This window comes from Bradyrhizobium sp. 17, assembly GCF_023073515.1.
Classification (GTDB): Bacteria; Pseudomonadota; Alphaproteobacteria; order Rhizobiales; family Xanthobacteraceae; genus Bradyrhizobium; species Bradyrhizobium canariense_D.
In genome coordinates this window covers 241,678-260,971 of record NZ_JADPJQ010000124.1, presented here as the reverse complement: position 1 = coordinate 260,971, position 19,294 = coordinate 241,678, and the positions used below count along the sequence as shown (strand labels likewise).

The 19,294-nt window shown below is 64.1% G+C and carries 17 protein-coding genes; 10 read left to right on the top strand and 7 right to left on the bottom strand.

What is annotated here, in order from left to right; translation table 11 throughout:
- Positions 1–7: 7 nt before the first annotated feature.
- Both IVB13_RS31335 and IVB13_RS31330 read left to right on the top strand, forming a co-directional pair.
- Positions 8–658, top strand: a complete 651-nt coding sequence (locus tag IVB13_RS31335; RefSeq protein WP_085396093.1) for a response regulator transcription factor — start codon at positions 8–10, stop codon at positions 656–658.
- Between the two features lie 143 nt (positions 659–801).
- Positions 802–1,104 carry a hypothetical protein gene (locus IVB13_RS31330; protein ID WP_247361907.1) on the top strand — a complete coding sequence of 101 codons (303 nt, stop codon included), beginning with the start codon at positions 802–804 and terminating at the stop codon, positions 1,102–1,104.
- Positions 1,105–1,161: 57 nt separating this feature from the next.
- On the opposite strand, the gene IVB13_RS31325 is transcribed toward IVB13_RS31330, so the two are convergent.
- A complete protein-coding gene (locus tag IVB13_RS31325; RefSeq protein WP_027518823.1) occupies positions 1,162–1,746 on the bottom strand; it encodes a TetR family transcriptional regulator in 585 nt (194 codons plus the stop codon).
- 575 nt (positions 1,747–2,321) lie between these two features.
- Between IVB13_RS31325 and purB the strand changes: the two genes are divergently transcribed.
- Both purB and IVB13_RS31315 read left to right on the top strand, forming a co-directional pair.
- A complete protein-coding gene (gene purB, locus IVB13_RS31320; RefSeq protein WP_247361903.1) occupies positions 2,322–3,629 on the top strand; it encodes an adenylosuccinate lyase in 1,308 nt (435 codons plus the stop codon).
- Positions 3,630–3,735: 106 nt separating this feature from the next.
- On the top strand, positions 3,736–4,908 hold the full coding sequence (locus IVB13_RS31315; RefSeq protein WP_247491212.1) for a M20 aminoacylase family protein: 1,173 nt from the start codon (positions 3,736–3,738) through the stop codon (positions 4,906–4,908).
- A 105-nt stretch (positions 4,909–5,013) separates the two neighbouring features.
- On the opposite strand, the gene IVB13_RS31310 is transcribed toward IVB13_RS31315, so the two are convergent.
- The 4 genes from IVB13_RS31310 to IVB13_RS31295 form a co-directional block, all read right to left on the bottom strand.
- A complete protein-coding gene (locus IVB13_RS31310; RefSeq protein WP_085358876.1) occupies positions 5,014–6,339 on the bottom strand; it encodes a hypothetical protein in 1,326 nt (441 codons plus the stop codon).
- 124 nt (positions 6,340–6,463) lie between these two features.
- On the bottom strand, positions 6,464–8,272 hold the full coding sequence (locus IVB13_RS31305) for a caspase family protein (RefSeq protein WP_247297292.1): 1,809 nt from the start codon (positions 8,270–8,272) through the stop codon (positions 6,464–6,466).
- A 39-nt stretch (positions 8,273–8,311) separates the two neighbouring features.
- Positions 8,312–10,165 carry a caspase family protein gene (locus IVB13_RS31300; RefSeq protein ID WP_247361893.1) on the bottom strand — a complete coding sequence of 618 codons (1,854 nt, stop codon included), beginning with the start codon at positions 10,163–10,165 and terminating at the stop codon, positions 8,312–8,314.
- Between the two features lie 167 nt (positions 10,166–10,332).
- On the bottom strand, positions 10,333–12,240 hold the full coding sequence (locus tag IVB13_RS31295) for an acyl-CoA synthetase (RefSeq protein WP_247361890.1): 1,908 nt from the start codon (positions 12,238–12,240) through the stop codon (positions 10,333–10,335).
- 258 nt (positions 12,241–12,498) lie between these two features.
- On the opposite strand from IVB13_RS31295, the gene IVB13_RS31290 reads away from it, so the two are divergent.
- Positions 12,499–13,590, top strand: a complete 1,092-nt coding sequence (locus IVB13_RS31290; protein ID WP_247491209.1) for a preprotein translocase subunit SecD — start codon at positions 12,499–12,501, stop codon at positions 13,588–13,590.
- A 278-nt stretch (positions 13,591–13,868) separates the two neighbouring features.
- Positions 13,869–14,675, top strand: coding sequence for a cyclic nucleotide-binding domain-containing protein (locus tag IVB13_RS31285; protein ID WP_018455547.1), 807 nt, complete (start codon positions 13,869–13,871; stop codon positions 14,673–14,675).
- A gap of 16 nt (positions 14,676–14,691) precedes the next feature.
- Here the strand turns inward: IVB13_RS31285 and IVB13_RS31280 are convergent, their stop codons facing one another.
- Positions 14,692–15,333 (bottom strand): glutathione S-transferase family protein, encoded by a 642-nt coding sequence (locus IVB13_RS31280; protein WP_018455546.1) that lies wholly within the window; start codon positions 15,331–15,333, stop codon positions 14,692–14,694.
- Positions 15,334–15,440: 107 nt separating this feature from the next.
- The gene (locus IVB13_RS31275; RefSeq protein ID WP_247491206.1) at positions 15,441–15,992 is read right to left on the bottom strand and encodes a cytochrome b; all 552 of its coding nucleotides are present in this window, start codon (positions 15,990–15,992) and stop codon (positions 15,441–15,443) included.
- Between the two features lie 174 nt (positions 15,993–16,166).
- On the opposite strand from IVB13_RS31275, the gene murI reads away from it, so the two are divergent.
- The 4 genes from murI to IVB13_RS31255 all read left to right on the top strand — a co-directional run bounded on the left by murI (position 16,167) and on the right by IVB13_RS31255 (position 19,118).
- The gene (gene murI, locus IVB13_RS31270; RefSeq protein WP_018455544.1) at positions 16,167–16,964 is read left to right on the top strand and encodes a glutamate racemase; all 798 of its coding nucleotides are present in this window, start codon (positions 16,167–16,169) and stop codon (positions 16,962–16,964) included.
- Between the two features lie 61 nt (positions 16,965–17,025).
- Positions 17,026–17,799: an aldolase/citrate lyase family protein gene (locus IVB13_RS31265; RefSeq protein ID WP_247297281.1), complete on the top strand. Its 774-nt coding sequence runs from the start codon at positions 17,026–17,028 to the stop codon at positions 17,797–17,799.
- A gap of 62 nt (positions 17,800–17,861) precedes the next feature.
- A complete protein-coding gene (locus IVB13_RS31260) occupies positions 17,862–18,245 on the top strand; it encodes a cupin domain-containing protein (protein ID WP_027518835.1) in 384 nt (127 codons plus the stop codon).
- Between the two features lie 105 nt (positions 18,246–18,350).
- Positions 18,351–19,118 (top strand): acyltransferase, encoded by a 768-nt coding sequence (locus tag IVB13_RS31255; protein ID WP_018455541.1) that lies wholly within the window; start codon positions 18,351–18,353, stop codon positions 19,116–19,118.
- Positions 19,119–19,294 lie beyond the last annotated feature (176 nt).

Below are 19,294 nucleotides of genomic sequence, written 5' to 3'. Positions count from 1 at the left end.
GGCCGGCATGAACGAGATTACGGCAACGGGCATTTCCGTGCTGCTGGTCGACGACCATCCGATCGTGCGGCAAGGCTATCGGCGCGTGCTGGAAAGCCAGGGTGATCTGCATGTCGTGGCGGAAGCCGACAACGCTGCGGATGCCTACAGCGCCTTCAAGGCGCGCGATCCTGATGTCGTCGTGCTTGATATCTCGATGCCCGGCGCGAGCGGACTGGAAGCCATCCGCAACATCCGCGCGCGCAGTCCGCGGGCGCGCATCCTCGTCTTTACCATGCACAACGAAGCCGTTCTGGTGAAGGCAGCCTTCAGTGCCGGCGCCAGCGGCTTCGTCACCAAGAGTAGCGAGCCGTCCGCAGTCGTGTCCGCGATCCGCAGCGTTGCCCGCGGCGAGCGCGCCATGAGCGACGACATCGCGCACATCTTGGCCGAGGACAGTCTGTCGGCGGGCTCGGCGCTGGATCAATTGGGAGAACGCGAGATCGAGATCCTGCGCCAGTTCGCCGGCGGTGCCACGACCGAACAGATCGCTGCGCATCTCAATCTCAGCGTCAAGACGGTGCAGAACTATCACTATCTGATCAAGACCAAGACCGGCGCGCGCACGGATGCGCAGCTGGTGCGGCTGGCAGCCAATTGTGGACTGACGAAGATCTAGATGTTTGCCCCTCCCTGAAGGCAGGCGCACGGAGCCATCCTCCGCATGCGGGCGTCTCCCAGGTATATTTCGACCGCCTTGCGATGCGGATTGGAACGGAGGCCATCGAACTCCAGTTAGTACCGCAGTGAAGGAGTTCCGCCATGAGTAAGGCTATCCGCGAAGCTACCTATCCCGCGCTCATCACTGTCGGCGAGCTCATCGATGAACTCTGCCGCTTGCCAGACACAGCAACCATTCGATTCCACTGCCCCATGCTCGAACAGGAGCTTGCATTCTACAGGCTTCGAAAGCGGGCGAAGGACCTCGTCGAAATTGAAGTCAATGCGTATCCGGAAAGCCCGCCGGTCGTGCCATTGGCGGATACCGCTCTTCGTGCGCGGAAAAAGTCCCACCATCCGCGTTCGCTCCGCGATGGTGCCCTCGCCCACAAGGTCGAGGGATAAAAGCGCCGCCCATGCGGGCGATCGAACGGCTTTGGAACAGCGCGTGGAGTATTCGGCCTACGCCTTCAGCCCGCGCAATACCAGCGCCAGCGTCGCATCGACACGCGCCGAGAGATCGGCATCCTTCCACTCGTCGGCATGGGCCGGATGGTGAAAGCGGACTGTGGCATCGAAGATCGCACGCGCGGTGGTCTTGACGTCATCGACGGCGAACACGCCCTGCGTCACACCGTCGGACAGGATTGCCGCGATCTGGTCGATCATGGTGTCCTTGTGACATTTGACGGCCGCGCAGGCTTCGCGCGCCAGGGTCAGATAAGTGTCGAACATCTCGGGGTCGTCGAGCACACGCGAACGCTTGGCGGCGAACAGGGTGCGCAGCCAGCGGTCGAGCCGCGCCGGAGCCGGGCCCTGCTCTTCGGCGAGCTGGCGTAAGGGCGCGTCAATGCGGTCCAGCCAGCGTTTTGCGACGGCCTCGCGCAGCGAAGCCTTGCTCGGGAAATGGCGATAGACGCTGCCATGGCTCACATCGAGCGCACGGGCAACGTCGACCACGGTGGCTTTGGCCAGTCCGTAACGCCGCAGCACGTCCTCGGTGACTTCGAGGATCCGCTCCGGCGTCAAGATAACGGCTTCGTTCATGCCAGCACCATGTTCCCGTTGAGGGCTCAGTTACCCGGCGACAGAGCTGCTTCCGAAGCGCCCGTGCCGGTCGTTTCGGAAAGCTCTCGCCTTAATGAGGCAGTTTTGCAGCCTGCGCCGCGATCTGGCGCGCCACCAGTAAATTGAGCCAGTGCCCAATCGTCCCGGTCAAATTGATGATTTCGGTCGTCATTGTCGTAAGTCTCCAATCAATTGGCGGTCCCCGTTGTTCAATTGCGACCCTCAATCCCCCATCTGCTTGGGACGTCAGGCTCCCGGGATGCCGCCAGACGCCCAATCGGAACGTCCGAGAACGGATATACACGTCTCGCTGACAGATTTCAATATCTGTCAGTCAATGATCCGTGATTGACAGTTAATATCTGCGGCCCCGGGGCACGTGCCGCTCATCGCGCGCCGCGGCCGGCCGATGCCCCCCACCCAGCCCAATCATCCCCCGCTACGTTGCCGGTGCCGTTTGTTTCGCTCTCCCCGCTCTGCTAAGTCACGGCGTAAAAAGCATTTTGGCAGGTCGCCCCTTCTGGGTCGCCCGCCCACCTTCCTGGAGCAGTCCAATGATCCCCCGCTATACCCGCCCGGAAATGGCCTCGATCTGGGAGCCGCAGACCCGGTTCAAGATCTGGTTCGAGATCGAGGCGCATGCGGCGGACGCCCTTGCCGAGCTCGGCACGATTCCCAAGGAGGCCGCCAAAACGGTCTGGGCCAAGGCCAAGGACGCCACTTTCGACGTCGCCCGCATCGACGAGATCGAGCGCGAGACCAAGCACGACGTAATCGCCTTCCTCACCCACCTCGCCGAGATCGTCGGCCACGAAGCGCGCTTCGTGCATCAGGGCATGACCTCCTCCGACGTGCTCGACACCTGCCTCAACGTCCAGCTCACCCGCGCCGCTGACCTGCTGCTCGCCGACCTCGACAAGGTGCTGGCGGCGCTGAAGAAGCGCGCCCTCGAGCACAAGATGACGCCGACCATCGGCCGCAGCCACGGCATCCACGCCGAACCCGTGACCTTCGGCCTCAAGCTCGCCTACGCCTATGCGGAATTCTCGCGCGCCAAGGAGCGCCTGATCGCGGCGCGCAAGGAAGTCGCCACCTGCGCCATCTCCGGCGCGGTCGGCACGTTTGCCCAGATCGATCCGCGCGTCGAACAGCATGTTGCGAAAGCCATGGGCCTCGTCCCCGAGCCGATCTCGACGCAGGTCATCCCCCGCGACCGCCACGCGATGTATTTCTCGACGCTCGGCGTGATCGCTTCCTCGGTCGAGCGTTTCGCGGTGGAGATCCGCCACATGCAGCGCACCGAAGTGCTGGAAGCCGAGGAGTTCTTCTCCGAAGGGCAGAAGGGTTCGTCCGCGATGCCGCACAAGCGCAATCCGGTGCTCTCGGAAAATCTCACCGGACTGTCGCGCATGGTGCGCGCCTATGTGACGCCGGCGCTGGAGAACGTCGTGCTCTGGCACGAGCGCGACATCTCGCATTCCTCCGCCGAGCGCATGATGGGCCCCGACGCGACCGTGACGCTCGACTTCGCGCTGGTGCGCCTCGCCGGCCTGATCGACAAGCTGCTGGTGTACCCCGCCAACATGCAGAAGAACCTCGACCGCCTCGGCGGCCTCGTGCATTCGCAGCGCGTTCTGCTGGCGCTGACGCAGAAGGGCGCAAGCCGCGAGGACGCCTACAAGCTCGTGCAGCGCAACGCCATGCCGGTCTGGCGCGGCGAAGGCGACTTCCTCCAGCTCCTGAAGAAGGACGCTGACGTGAAGAAGTATCTCACCGACGCCGAGATCGAGGAGCAGTTCGACCTCGGCTATCACTTCAAGCACGTCGACACGATCTTCAAGCGCGTGTTCGGTGAAAGCTGAGCGTCATTCGTAGCCCGGGTGAGCGCAGCGATACCCGTGACTTCTCTCACAAAGATCCCGGATGTCTCTTCGCTCATCCGGCAACAACAACAGAGACGGAGCCTCCATGCCCATCGTCAATCGCGTTGCCGCCCTCTCCGACGAAATGGCCGCTTGGCGCCATGACTTCCACGAGAATCCGGAGCTGCAATACGACGTCCACCGCACCGCCGGCATCGTCGCCGACCGCTTGCGCGAGTTCGGCTGCGACGAGGTGGTGACGGGCATCGGCCGCACCGGCGTCATCGGCGTGATCCGCGGCCGCAAGTCCGCCTCGGGCAAGACCATTGGCCTGCGCGCCGACATGGACGCGCTGCCGATCATGGAGACGTCGGGCGTGCCTTATGCATCGAAGGTCCCGGGCAAGATGCACGCCTGCGGCCATGACGGCCATACCGCGATGCTGCTGGGCGCGGCAAAATACCTGACCGAGACGCGCAACTTCGACGGCACGGCCGTGGTGATCTTCCAGCCCGCCGAGGAAGGCGGCGGCGGCGGCAAGGCGATGGTCGAGGATGGGCTGATGACGCGCTGGAACATCCAGGAGGTCTACGGCATGCACAACATGCCGGGCCTGCCCGAAGGACATTTCGCGACCACGCCCGGCGCGATGCTCGCCTCCTCCGACAACATCCAGATCACGGTCCACGGCAAGGGCGGCCACGCCGGCGCGGGTCCGCACAAGTCGATCGACAGCGTGCTGATCGGTTCGCAGATCGTCAATGCGCTGCAGTCGATCGTCGCGCGCAACGTCGATCCGCTGAAGTCCGCCGTAATCTCGATCACGCAATTCCACTCCGGTACGGCCTTCAACATCATCCCGGAGATCGCCGAGCTCGGCGGCACCGTGCGCACGCTCGACCCTGAAGTGCGCGATCTCGTCGAGCGCCGCATCGGCGAAGTCGCTGAGAGCATCGCGCGCGCCTATGGCGGCTCGGCGGAGACCAAATACACGCGCATGTATCCGGTGACGATGAACCATGCGCGCGAGGCCGGCCTTGCCGCCGACGTCGCCCGCGACATCGTCGGCGCCGAGCGCGTCAACGACAAGTTCATTCCGATGATGGGCGCCGAAGATTTTTCCTTCATGCTGGAAGCACGCCCCGGCGCGATGATCCTGGTCGGCATGGGCGACGGCAATGAGTGCCACCACCCGGCCTACGTCTTCAACGACAACATTTTGGGCCACGGCGCATCGTTCTGGGCGCGGTTGGTGGAGACGCGGATGCCGGCGGGTTAGTGCAGGTCCGCCGGGTGGGCAAAGCGAAAGGGTGCCCACCACAAACTTCTCCGCTGCAAATGGTGGGCACGGCGCTTCGCGCCTTTGCCCACCCTACAACACCGCTCATCCCTGATATTGCAGCACGTGCATGCCGGCGTTCCAGTCGGAGACGAACATCAGCCCGTCAGGCCGGACATAGGCGTCGCAGGTTTTGGCCGCGAGCGCGACGTTCGGGCGCGGATCGATGAGCTTTTTCGGTGTCGGCGGCACCCAATACGCGATCTCCTTCGGTGCGAAGGCGTCCCTGACGTCGAACACCCTGACGCCGGCATTGTTGTAGGTTGCGAAGATCGTCTCCTCGCTCTGGAACGAGCCCGGGCGGTTCTCGTGCAGATTATGCGGACCGAAGGTGCCGTTCGTGCAGAAATCGCGGTCGCGCGGGGTCGGCAGGGTCGCGATCGGCACCGGATTTGCCGGCGCGCGCACGTCGAGAACGAATGTATGGAACAGCCCCTTGGCGCAATTGTCCGCGTTCGCTTCGTCGGCGACGATTGCGAGCTGTCGCTTGGGCAGCGGCAGCGGCGTATGCGTCCCGCCGGCGAAGGGCGGCGACCAGTTGATGTGGGACAGCAGCTTTGGATTCACGGGATCGCTGATGTCGTGAATGGTGAAGCCGCCATCGCGCCACGCAGCATAGCCGCGATCACCCGCCGTGATCATGTGATGGAGCGCAAAGCGCTTGCCCTTCGGCGTTGCCGGCTCGCCGGCCGCACGGTTCATGCCCGGCAGCCACCATTTCGCGACGATCTCCGGCTTGGTGATGGTCTTGAGATCGACCACGCAAAGGATGTGGTCGGTGAACCCGTCGAGATGCGCCGATACATAGGCATAGCGGCCGCCCGGCCACCACAGCCGATTGATGCCGAAGCCGGGCATTTCGAGGAATGCGATTTCGCGCATCTCGTTCGGTTTCGATATGTCGTGGATCGACAGCCCACAGCGGAATTTCTTGGCCTTGGTGATGCTGTCGACCAGCGTGTTCTCGAAATAGCCGCGCATATTGTCGTAGGACTGCATCGCGACGATGTTGGCGCCGTTTGCAAGCAGCAGCAGGTCTTCCGCCACCTGTAAATGGTGGGTGCGAGTGTATTGTCCCGCGGTGAAGAAATTGACCGGCTTCAGCGCACGCGGATCGGATGCGTCCAGGACCGTCACGCCGTCGCTGAACATATGTCCGACATAGACATGCTGCCGGTTGAACATCACCTGCACGCTGTCGGGCCGTCCGCCGATGTCGCTGTAGGAGATGTGCTTGATGCCCTTGCCGATGCCCTCGGGGGGAATGTCTGCCTCCGAAGCCCTAGCGCATCTCGACCACCCAGGCAGCGCGGCGGATCCGAGCACGGCCGACAATTGCTGAAGGTGACTGCGGCGCGAGAGCTCAAGCATCGGTTTTCCCCATTTTTTTGGGAATGATGCTCGCTTGCGGCGGGGCACGCAAGCCTCGTGTCGCCTGCCCTCACCTCAACCGCAGACGTGTCTGGTCCGGCCGGACATCACCGCTGCCTGGCCCTCAGTTGCAGACCTCGCCGGTGATCTTGGCGCTGGCGTTCGCATTGGGCACCGGCCCGAGGTGACAGCCCTTTGCGACCGGTCTGCATCCGGCGTTGTTGCAGATCATCTGCCCGGAGGACTGCGACTTCGGAGCCGCGGACTCCGCCTCCTTGCGGTCCTGGTCGCGCCTCTTCGAATCCTCGCGCGTGACCACCGGCTTCTTCTCCGGCACCTTCTCGCATTCATTGTCATCGCCGACGTGATAGCCGGCGCGGCAGGTGATCTTCGCGCATTGATCGCCGTCGGCCTTGAAGCCGAAATTGCATACGAGCGGACAGACGCGTCCTGGCTTCGCCTTCAGCGCATCGAGCGCGTCGACGCTTGCAAGCTTCGCGTCGAGTTGGGTGCCGGCATATTTGTTGAACAGCGTCAGCGAGCGTTGCGATGCGGCGTTCCAATCGCCGTCAGCGGCGGCCGAAAGACAGCCGACGCGGCGCAGCTCGCTCTGAACGGATTTCGCGAGATCGCCGGGCGGCGGGGAGCTTGGCGGCGGCGACAGCGCGGCGACCTTCCTGCTTTCGGCATCAGCCGCCTGCTTGTCCGCCGCCTGCTTCGTTGCGGCCTCCGTCGCCGCTTTCTCGAGCGCCCGCTTCTCCGCGAGCGACTTGGCCGCGGCAGCTTCCGCCGCCTTGCGATCTCGTTCGGCCGCCTCCGCCTTGGCCTGCTCGATCTGCTTGGCTTTCTCGGCCGCGATCCTCGCCTCTTCCGCGGCTTTGGCAGCTGCGGCGGCTTTCTCCTGCTCGGCCTTCTGGGCTCGTTCGGTCGCGAGCCTCGCCTTCTCCTGTTCGGCCAGACGCGCCTTCTCGGTCGCCACCGTGCGATCCTCCTCGGCGGCAATCTTCTTCAACTGCACACGAGCGAGGTTGGCGTAAAAGCCGTCCGGATAGGTCTGGAGGAATGCTTCCCAGGCTTCGCGCAGGCCGGCCTGAAGCGCCAGCTCGTAGTCCTTGCGCACACTGTCCTGCGGGTTCGCCTGCGGACCTGCTGCGGCGACTGGCCTCAGCGGCACCAGCGGCACGTCGCTGCCGCCCAGGGAGCCATAGACATACGGCTCCTGCTTGTTGCCGGTCTTCTTCAAGACGTCGTCACGGACAAACCCGAATGCCTTGCGCAAGTCGAGCCCGGGCTTCGGGAGATGATCGGTCAGCGCGACCGCGAACGGGCTGTTGCGGGAGTCGCCATCCGACGCCGTCGATCCCGCCTTGGCCGCAAAGGCGATCATCGTGTTCGGACTGGTCGGCTCGACCTTGGCAAGTCCGCCACCAATCGCGCGCGAGGCCAGGGTGCGCTTCATCGTCTTGGCGAATGGGTTGTCGCGGCACGCATCGAGGATGACGAGACGGAGTTGTTTGGCCGGTTCGACCGCGTACAGCGCGCGATCCAGCGCGACCGTCTCGTCGAGGACGTCACCGTCAGTTTCCAGCATCGCATCGGTCGGAACGAGATAGTTGCTGCCGTCCAGCTCGATGCCATGGCCTGCATAGTAGATCACCGCCATGTCGGCATCGCGCGTCCTGGCCGCGAACTCGCGTAGCGATCGCCGCATTTCGCTGGCATTGAGGTCCAGCCGGATCTCGACCGTATCGAAACCCGCGTTCCTGAACATGCTGCCCACGAGCCCGGCGTCATTCACCGGGTTCGCAAGCCGCGGTGCGTTCTTGTAAGCGGAATTGCCAATGACGAGCGCAACGCGCTTGTCGGCCTGGGCCGATCCGCACCCCAGCCAAAGACCGAAAATCAACAGTGAAAGAGATCGCAAGACGATCATGAAACGCCGAGCCTTTTACGGGCGATTGCCTGTGATACCCTAATTGCAGACCTCGAAGTTGCCGCCTGTGGCTGTATTCGAACTAACCCTGCCGGGGATCGTCCCGCTGACAAGCCGACATCCCTTTTGCACCGGGCGACATCCCGTCGAGCTGCAAATAATCTGTCCACTCGCCTCAGGCCTGGACGGCGAAGATTCGCTTGCCTTCCGGTCCGTATCCCGCCTCCGCGAATCCTCACGCGTGGCGACCGGCTTCTTCTCCTGAGTCTTTTCGCACTCGTTGTCATCACCGACGCGATAGCCGGCGCGGCAGGTAATCTTCACGCATTGATCGCCGTCGGCCTTGGAGCCGAAATTGCAAATGAGCGGGCAGACGCGTCCCGGCTTGGCTTTCAGGGCATCGAGCGCGTCGGCGCTGGCGAGCTTGGCATCGAACTGAGTACCGGCGTATTTGTTGAACAGCGCCAGCGAGCGCTGCGAAGCTGAATTCCAGTCGCCGTCCGCAGTGACGGACAGGCAGCCGACGCGGCGCAGTTCGCTCTGGAGTGATTTCGTCAGATCAGCCACCGACAATGTGGATGCCGGCGCCGGCGCAAGGGCTGCAACTTTCTGCTCGACCTCAGGCATCTGCCGATCGGCCGCCGGTTTTACCGCCTGCTCCGCCTTCTCGGCGGCCTGCTTGGCGGCAAGCTCGGCCCTGGCCTTCTCCGCTGCCTGCTTCTCGGCTTGTGCTTTTGCCGCGGCAGCCTCAGCCAGTTTGCGCTGGTGCTCGGCCGCGTCCGCCCTTGCCTGCTCGATCTGCTTCTGCTTCTCCGCCGCGACCCGGGCCTCTTCGGCGGCCTTGGCAGCCGCGGCCGCCTTGTCCTGCTCGGCCTTCTGGGCGCGTTCGGCAATGAGCCTTGCCTTCTGCTGCTCGGCCGCGTTCGCTTTTTGCTCGGCCGACGCGCGCGTCTCTTCAGCAGCGATCTTGTTCATCTGGCCCTTGGCCAGATTGGCATAGAAGCCTTCGGGATATTGCGCCAGGAAGGCTTCCCAACCGTCGCGCGTGGCAAGCTGCAGCGCGAGCTCGTAATCCCTGCGAATCGAATCCTGCGGATTTGCCTGCGGACCGGTTGCAGCCGGCTTGGCAGAAACCAACGGCACGTCATCGCCGCCCAGCGAGCCATACACGAAGGGCTCCTGCTTGTTCCCGGTGCTCCTCAGCACGTCGTCGCGCACGAATCCGAACGCCTTGCGCAAATCTAGGCCCGGCTTGGGCAAGTGCTCGACCAGCGCGGTGGCGAACGGGCTGTTCCTCGAATCGCCGTCGGACGCAGTCGAACCGGCCTTTGCCGCGAAGGCGATCATGGTGTTGGGGCTGGTCGGCTCGACCTTGGCGAGTCCGCGTCCGATCGCGCGCGAAGCCAGCGTTCGCTTCATGGTCTTGGAAAACGGATTGTCGCGGCAGGCATCCAGGATGATCAGGCGCAGCTGTTTGGCCGGCTCTACCGCGAACAGCGCGCGCTCCACCGGGATGGTCTCGTCGAGCACGTCGCCATCCGTCTCCAGCGTCGCGTCGATCGGAATGAGATAGTTGGTGCCTTCCAGCTCGATGCCGTGGCCGGCGTAATAGATCACCGCCATATCGGCATCGCGGGTCCTGCCGGCGAACTCGCGCAACATGCGCCGCATCTCGCTGGCGCTGAGATCCAGCCTGACATCGACGGAATCAAAGCCCGCCTTCTTGAACATGCCGCCGACCAGAGTGGCATCGTTGACGGGATTGCCGAGCTTGGGCGCGCTCTTGTAGGCGGAATTGCCGATGACAAGCGCCACCCGCCGGTCCGCATGGGCTGGTCCGCAGGCGAGGCCAATGGCCAAAATCAACAAAACAAATATCCGAAACGGAATCACTTGCGTCCCCCCGGATGCAATTCCACGAGACTATTCGGACCATCGCTCAATTACCAACTCTTCCTATGTGATATTTGTCACATAAGAGGCTCTACCGGCGTTATGGATAATGCGGCGAAGCGTCGCCCCGCTTTCGGGCCGACGGTCGAAGCCGTCTGTTGGGTCCGCTACATTTGCACCACCTCATGGCGCATCACGAACGGTGCAAGCAGTGCGTGCACCTCGCTCGCAACCGCCTCGCGCTGATCCGCCGGCAGGCCCGCCAGCGTCACAGTCGCGATCGAACCGTGGCTGCCGTGAGCACCGACCCTGACCTTGCAGTCGATGCCGCGCTCAGTGAGCGGTGTCAGCACCTTCGTGAACACGCGCTGGGCTGCGTCCCAGCGCAGCTGCGGCTTGAACACCTTGCCGACGCCCGTCACCGGCATCGGATCGATCGGGATGACCTGCACCGGGACAGCTGCGCGCTCCGGCGTACGCTCGCGCACCCATGTCTCCAACTCGCCCGGCTCGACGGTCGCGCCCGGCTTCAGCTGCACGTAACCGACCGGCAGCTCGCCGGCATAGGCGTCGGGTTGGCCGACCACGGCGGCAAAGCCGACGGCGGCATGCCGGAACATGATCTCCTCGATCGGCGCCGGATCGATGTTGTGGCCCCCGCGGATCACGAGATCCTTGGCGCGGCCGGTGATCCAGAGATAGCCGTCGGCATCGAGCCGGCCAAGATCGCCGGAATTGACCCAGACCTCGTCGACGAAGGCACCCTTGTTGTGCTCGTCGTTGAGATAGCCGCCGAACACGCCTGGGCCAGCCATGATGACGACGCCAATCTCGTCCGGCGCGCAGTCGCGGATCAGCTTGCCCTCGGCATCGAGCTGGACGATGCGGACCCGCGCGTAAGGCATGGGAAGGCCGACCGAACCGAGCCGGATCGGCCGCGACCGATAGGCCAGCGTGTGCACGCTCGAGGTCTCGGTCATGCCGTAGACCTCGACGACCGGCAGCTTGAGCTTGTCCTGGATCGCAGACCCCACCGCGACCGGGATCGCGGAGCCGCCACCGGCTGCATATTTCAGGCTGGAGATGTCTGCATTGCCAGGCGGTACCGCGAGCGTCGCGGCGAGTACCGTCGGCACGCTCGACAGCGCCTCCGGCTTGAAGCGCTCGACCAGTTGCCAGATGTTCTTCACCGCATTCGGGTTGCGCCATCCGCTCGGCGACAGCACGACCAGCGAACCGCCAGCCGACAGCGTCGTCAGCACCTGCGTCAAGGAGCCCCCGACGTGAAACAGCGGCATGCCGAACAGCATGTTGGCGCCCGGCTTCGACTTCAGCAGCAGATTGAGCGCCCAGGCCTGATAGACTTGGTTGGCATGCGTGTGCCGCACCAGCTTTGGCGTGCCGGTGGTGCCGCCGGTGTGGAAATAGGCGGCGATGTTGCTGCCGAGAATCTTGCGTCCGCTGATAAGGCGGTCCGAAGGCTGCGGCTTGATGAGGTCGTTGAAGGCAAAGATTCCTCTCGCCGGATCGCCAGCACCGAACACCTGCACGATCGCCTTGAGCTGCTTGAGTTGCGGCCTGATCTGCTCGACTTTCTGCCAGATGTCGGTGCCCGGCATCGGCCCGAGCGCCACCAGGATCTTCGTATTCGCGGCCTCGAGGATCTCAGCGATCTGGTGCGGCTCCAGGAGCGGATTGACGGGATTGGCGATGCCGGCGGCCTCCGCGCCGAACAGCGTTACAAAGGCGTCCGGCACCAGCGGCAGCATGAAGCTGACGACGTCGCCCTTCTCCACGCCGAGTGCGTGAAACATGTTGGCCGCTTGCGTGACGCGCGCGATGAAGTCGCGGTACGTGACCACGACCGGCGTGTCGGCGGGATCGGCATTTTGCAGGAACTGGATCGCCGGCCCGTCGGGGTTGCGGACCGCACCCAGCCTGACGGCGTCGTAAGTGCTCTCGGCCGCGACGCGATCGGCGTAAGGGACCTGCTCGAAGGCTCGAACCTCTGCGTCGGTCGCCAGGTCGGGATAGTCGCTGCCGATGAGCCGATCGAGCGCATGGATGCCCGCCATGGAATTCCGTCCTCCCTCAGATGCATTTCCCCGCGCCCTGTCTTTTGACTTTTGGGTTGGCGGGGCCTCGACCGATGGCCGGCCGAGCACGGGCAGAATGATGGATGATTTCGCGTTCGTCCATGACCTAACGGCCGCCGTAATCGGGCTGTGGTGAGAGGCTTTTGAACCTGCGCGCCCGATCCGGGGACCAAGAACTGGCATAGGACTCACATGCCGGCGTCCTCGCCAGCGCCCTGGCGCAAGACTGAGGTGATCATGACTACGCCCCCGCGGGATTGCGCTACCCGGCTGTTCATCGCGCTCGCCGTGACAGCGGGGATCATGACATCGGTGATCGCCCTCCCCCGCGCGGCACTCGCCGAGGACGGCCAGCTCGACAAGATGCGCGCCAAGATCTCGGCCTTCATCGGCGACAAGATGGAGAAGCTCGGCGGGTCACGCATCGTCTACAAGGTGGACACCGATGGCCTGCGCGAGAGCGTAGTCACGGATTTGCGCGACGACGTCTACAAGAACCTGCGCGAGGGCAAGATCGCCTTCTCCGGTCTTGCGATCCGCGACGGCGGCGTTGAGTTGAAGATTGCCGACGTCAAGGGCCGCGAGCAACTCGCGCGCAAGCTCGCGTCGGCCGCGGAAGGATTGCCGTCGCATGCACTCGCCGTGACCGACGGCGACGGACTGGTCAGGCTCGTGCCGACCAATGCGGCATCCGCCGCGCGGTTGCACGAAGTCGTCCAAGATGCCATCGCCATGATCGAGCAGCGTCTGAAGGAGGCCGGCGTCCAGCTGGCCAGCGTCCAGCCCGATGGGACCGACCGCATCCGCATCTTCCTGCCCGGTGTGATGGAGCCCGAGCGCGTCACCGCGGTCTTCGCCCGCAGGGTCAAGGTCGGCTTCCGCCTGATCGACCTCTCGGTGCCGCCGGAGCAGGCGCAATCCGGCACGCCACCGGCAGGCACGGAAGTCCTGCCCGGCTTCAAGGACAAGAGCCTTTATCTGGTCGCCAAGGACAGCGTGCTCGACGGCGACGACATCAGCTATGCGGGCCCGGGGTTTGCGAGCGCCACGAAAGAGCCGATCGCCTCGTTCCGCTTCAACGGCCGCGGCACGCGGCGCTTTGCCCACATCACCGAAGAGAATATCGCAAAGCCCTTCGCCATCGTGCTCGACGGCAAGGTGATCTCCGCCCCCATCATCCGCGAGCCCATCACCGGCGGCTCGGGCCAGATCTCCGGCAATTTCGCCCTGGAGGAAGCAAACAGCGTCGCCATGCTGCTGCGCGCTGGTTCACTGCCGGGGCACCTCGGCTTGGTCGAGCAGGAGGTCGTGCCGCCCGCCAAGCCCTAAGGCGGGGGGATCGCCCCACGCCCACGCCTGGTCCCCCTCGCCCGGTCGGCCGCCGAGGTCGACCACGCCGAGGCTCGTACCCACTGGCCCCCGAATCGCGGGCGCGCCACGGCCATATGCACCGCCAAACAGGCAATTGCCGAAACGCCCGATCAGGCTAAAATTTGCCTCTTGCGGCACGGCGGCCCAAAACTTCATTCAAGCGGTCGTCGTTCGATTTCGGCTATAGGTGTCGAGAATACCGACCGGGACTGAAGGCCTTACGCGGGGATAGTACCATGCCGTCCGGCAGCACAGACATTTCGTCGATCCTCGACCGCATTCTCGAGGCGGCGACGGATAACCTCAGGATCGCGAAGATCCTGGTCCAGATGGGCCTCGATCCAAACAACGTCACCTATGACTCGATCTTCAATCGGATGCTGGAGATCTTCGTCCAGAACATCACGTTGGCCAATATGTTCGCCGCGGTCGGCGCCGGCTTCTTCGTCGCCACCCTCCTGATGCGAACGATGGTGCCGCTGCGCGTCGCCAACATGGTCGGCTGCGCGTTCTTCGCCGTCTTCGGCGCGCTCTCCGCCAACGTGTCGACCTTCCTGCTCTATCTCCTGCTGCTACCGATCAACGCCTTGCGCCTGCGGCAGATGCTCAAGCTCGTCAAGAAGGCGCGCCATGCAGCCGAAGGCGACATGTCGATCGAATGGCTCAAGCCGTTCATGACCGAACGCAAATATCGTCGCGGCGATACGCTGTTCAAGCTGCGCGATCCGGCTAACGAGATGTTCCTCACCGTCACCGGCAAGTTCCTGGTCAAGGAGATCAACATCGAGATCCTGCCCGGAACGCTCATGGGCGAACTCGGCTTCCTCACGCCGGACAACCGGCGCACCGGAACGGTCGAATGCATCGAGGACGGCCAGGTGCTGACGATCACCTACGACCGGCTGCTCGAGATCTACTTCCAGGACCCGCAGTTCGGCTATTACTTCCTGGTGCTGACCAGCCAGCGGCTGCTGCAAAACATCGAGCGCCTGCAGAAGCAGCTGGCAACAGAGAGGGCCGCCACCACGAACAGGATCGCGTGAGCGATCGCCTCGCCGCTCAGTCCAAGAGCAGCGCCATGCCCGGGTCGCCCTTCTCCATCGCACGCCGATAGCCCGCCCGCGCACTGATGCGGCCGAGATATTTGACCACGTTCGGAGAGCGCTGGAGGTCATAGGGCTGGAAGTAGCGCATCGTGGTCAGCGAGAAAACTGTCATGATGTCGGCGGTCGTGAAGGCGCTGCCCGCAAGATATTCGGCCTCGCGAAGCCTTGCGTCGAGAAGATCGTAGGCCTGATCGAGACGCCCCTTCATCGCGAGCAGGGTCGGATTGTCCTTGGCGAGATCGAGCCGGTTCAGGATCATCATCCGTCCCATACCGGGTTGCAGGCTGCCATTGGCGAAATGAACCCAATACAGAAACTGCGCGAAGGCGGGATCAGTGGGACCGAGCACGAGTCGGCCGTTGCCATATTTTGCAACGATGTAGTCGACGACGGCGCCGGATTCCGCGAGCACCAACTCGCCGTCGGTGATCACAGGCGCCGTGCCGGCCAGATGCAGCGCCTTGTACTCGGCCGGAGCCAGCATGGTGACGGGATCGCGCGCATAGCGCTTCAACTCGTAGGGAATCCCCAGCTCCTCGCACAGCCAGACGATACGCTCGGACTGCGACTTGCCGAGATGATGGACGGTGAGCATGAGACCTCCTGCGATCGCAATTGGATAGTTCGTGACCCCACACCTTACTCCGTCATTGCGAGCGCAGCGAAGCAATCGCGGGCGCGATGCTTCCTCCCATGTCCGCCCTACCCCGCCTCGTCCGTCACCATCCGCGCCACAATGCGGTCGCGGCGGATGAAATGGTGCCACAGGGCGGCGATCACGTGAATCGCGATCAAGGCGAGCAGCACATAGGCAAAGAGGATGTGGCGGTCTTCATAGACGCCAGCCGCCGCGCGGTCGGGAGCCGTGAATTGCGGCACGTGAAACAGGCCGAAGAAGTTCGAATAATCAGGTGCGTGCGCACCGGAATGCGCCCAGCCGAGCATGGTGACGATGATGACGGCGAGGTAGAGCGCGCCGTGGCTGACATGGGCGGCGACCTTCTGCCAGCGCGAGGTCCCGGCCGGCATGATCGGCGTCGGGTTGACGAGGCGCCACACCAGGCGCAGCACGGTGAGCAGCAGGATCACATAGCCGATATCGGCGTGGATCGAGCGGTAGAAGAAGCGGTCGGGACGCGCCGGGATGTGGTTCATCCACCACCCGAAGCCGATCATGCCGATGATGGTCAGCGCCAGACTCCAGTGCAGCCATCGGGAAATGCTGCCCCAGCCGTGACTGGTATTTCTGATCATGTCGGTGCTCCGGAGTTTTGCGGGGCCTGTCCCTATCCGCACCGCCGTACGGCAGCTGATACCGGGAACATGTGGCCGTCGCGAAATTGAATCGTTCCAAAATAGCCCTAAGTGCCCCTGCCGCAAAACCGCCCCAAAAACCGAATGGTAACCATGGCGGGCTAGAGTGTTCACGTGACCAATTCCCCGACGATTCTGGTGTTCGATTCCGGCCTTGGCGGCCTCACGGTCCTGCGTGAGGTCGTGGCTGCGCGCTCCGACGCGCATTACGTCTACGTCGCGGACGACGCCTTCTTCCCGTATGGCCACCACAGCGAGGACGAGATCATCGCCCGCGTGGTGCCGCTGATGGGGGAATTGATCGGCATGCACGATCCTGACCTCGTCGTGATCGCCTGCAACACGGCGTCCACGCTGGTCCTATCGCATCTGCGCGCCGCTTATTCCCTGCCCTTCGTCGGCACGGTGCCGGCGATCAAGCCGGCCTGCGCGCAATCGAGGAGCCGGCGCGTGTCGGTGCTCGGCACCAGGGGCACCGTGAAGCGCGAATACACCAAGGCGCTGATCCGCGATTTCGCACAGGGTTGCGAGGTGACACTGGTCGGCTCGCCCGAGCTGGCCGCGCTGGCTGAGGCAGAGCTCAGCGGCTCTCCCGTCAGCGACGACGCCATCCTCGCCGAGCTCGCCCCGTGTTTCGTGGGCGATGCCGGGGACGCAGGCGCACGCACCGACACCGTGGTGCTCGCCTGCACGCATTACCCGCTGCTGCTCGACCGGCTGAAAAAGCTCGCCCCCTGGCCGGTCGACTGGATTGATCCGGCGCCCGCGATCGCCCGCCGCGTCTCGGATCTGCTCGGCCCGCACACCGGTGGCATCGCGCAATCCAGCGCCGAAATGATCTTCACCTCGAACCGCGTGCATGGCCTTTCGGCCATGCTGACGCCGTTCTTCGGCGGCCGCATTCCGGCCTGATCTTGCGCCTCGACGCCCCGCTGCTAGGGTCCGCCGTCGTCGTTTCCTACAGGTTCTTCCCATGTCCGTCCCGACCACGCCGCTCAACCGTCTTCGCCAGCTCTGGCGCGAGGGTCGTCCTGCCTTCGGCGCGATCGCGACGATCCCGAGCGTGCAGACCGTGCAGATCATGGCGCGCTCTCTCGACTGGATCATCGTCGATCTCGAGCACGGGCCGATTGGACTGACCGAAGCACATGCGATGATCGCGGCCACCACCGGCACCCCATGCACGCCGCTGGTGCGCATCGCGGCGAACGAGCCATGGCTTGCGAAGGCACCGATGGACATCGGCGCCTTCGGCATCAATTTCCCGATGATCACCAATAGCGCGGAGGCCGAGAAAGCGGTGCGCAGCGTGCGCTATCCTCCACGCGGCGATCGGCTCTGGGGTCCGTTCCATGCGCCATTCCGCTGGGGCCAGTCGATGCCGGACTACATGGCCAGCGCCGACGACGAGATGATCTGCATGATCACGATCGAGCACGTCGACGCCGTCAACCGCATCGACGAGATCATGGCCACGCCCGGCATCGATGTAGCTGTGATCGGCCCCGGCGATCTCGCCACCTCCATCAACAAGCGCGGCCAGATGGACGATCCGGAATTGCTGGAGCTGGTGGCGCGGGCCGAGGCCGGCATCCTCAGAAGCGGTGTGCCGATCGGCGGTGTGGCCCGTACCGCGGACCAGGCCAACGCCCTGGTCGACCGCGGCTACCGCGCGATCGCGCTCGGCTTCGACTGGTCGCTATTCCAGCGCGGCATCATAGCAGCGTTCGAGGGGATCAAGCGCTAGCCATTGAGTCTTGCCGGGAACCGCGGCGCTGCTAGGCTCAGCCGTTCCAGGGAGGAAAAACCATGCTCAAAAAGACTTTGCTCGCTCTCGCCTTCACCGGCCTCGCTGTTGCGGCCTTCGCCCAGCAGCCCGGCATCAAGCGCACCCCGCTCCAGAAGGTCGAGTTTCCGGATGGCTACAACACCATCACGGCCATCGCGGAGGTCCCGGCGGGCGGCGCGGCCGGACGCCATACCCATCCGGGCATCGAGACCGGCTACGTGCTCGAAGGTGAACTCAATCTCCTCATCGACGGGCAGCCGGAAAAGACGCTGAAAGCCGGCGATTCCTACCAGATCCCGGCGGGCGTCGTGCATGACGCCAAAGCCCACGGCGATAAGGCTATGAAAGTGCTTGGAGTTTACGTCGTCGACAAGACTAAGCCGCTGGCCTCGCCGGCGCCCTGATGCGGCGAACCGACCGGCCCCATGCGGGTTGGTTCGTGCTAGAGCAGGCGGCGAGCGGGAACCCCGCTCGCTGCACAAACTTTAATCAGGGGAAACCAAAGAGCGATGCGCGGGACGCCCAAGACCATTTCGCTGCCGCGTCGCCTGATTATCGACCTCATGCACGCCTCGATGGGCGTGCCCTTCGTGTCCCTGTCCCGTTCGCTCGATATTGGCCCCCTGCTGGAGGCCCGCGCGGGCGCGATGGCGCCAGCCGGCTGGGCGGCCATGTTCGTCAAGGCTTTTGCCCTCGTCGCCAGGGACGAGCCGGTCCTGCGTACCGTCTATGCCAAATGGCCCTGGCCGTCGCTTTACGAGCTGCCGAAGAGCGTAGCGTCGGTGGCCATTGCCCGGGTCGAGGGCGGCGAGGAATGCGTGATCCCGCAGCGAATCGCGGCTCCCGAGGCCATGACGCTGACTGCGGTCGACGCCGAGATCCGGCACGCAAAGACCGCCCCGATCGACGAAATTCCCATGTTTCGCAAGATCATGCGGGCGACCCGCCTGCCGCTGCCGTTGCGGCGGCTGTCTTGGGCGATCGGGCTGAATTTCGGCCGGCAGCGCGGCAACTGGTTCGGCAGCTTCGCAGTGAGCTCGGTGGCCGCCTATGGCGGTGGCGAGCTTCACCCGATCACGCCCGGCCCCTTCATCGTCAGCTATGGGGTGGTCGGGCCTGACCAGACCATCCATGTCGTGATCCGCTGGGATCATCGGGTCACCGACGCCGCCCCGATCGCCCGCGTCCTGACCCGGCTGGAACAGGTCCTGAACACTGAAATCGCTGCCGAATTGCGTGCGGCCGGGTCGAAGTCGATCCGGGCAGTCGGAACGTGATTCCGGGCCATTCGCATTGACAGCGAGCCCCAAATCCCCCTAAAAGCCGCTTGCTCGCGGGCCGATTTCGGCCCGCGAAGCGTTTCGCGACCCGTGGTCCTGTCCCTTAAGCTTTGGGATCGGACCTGTCAGTGCCGGGCTAGCCCGTCACACAGGAGGGCGCGTTTCCTCAAACC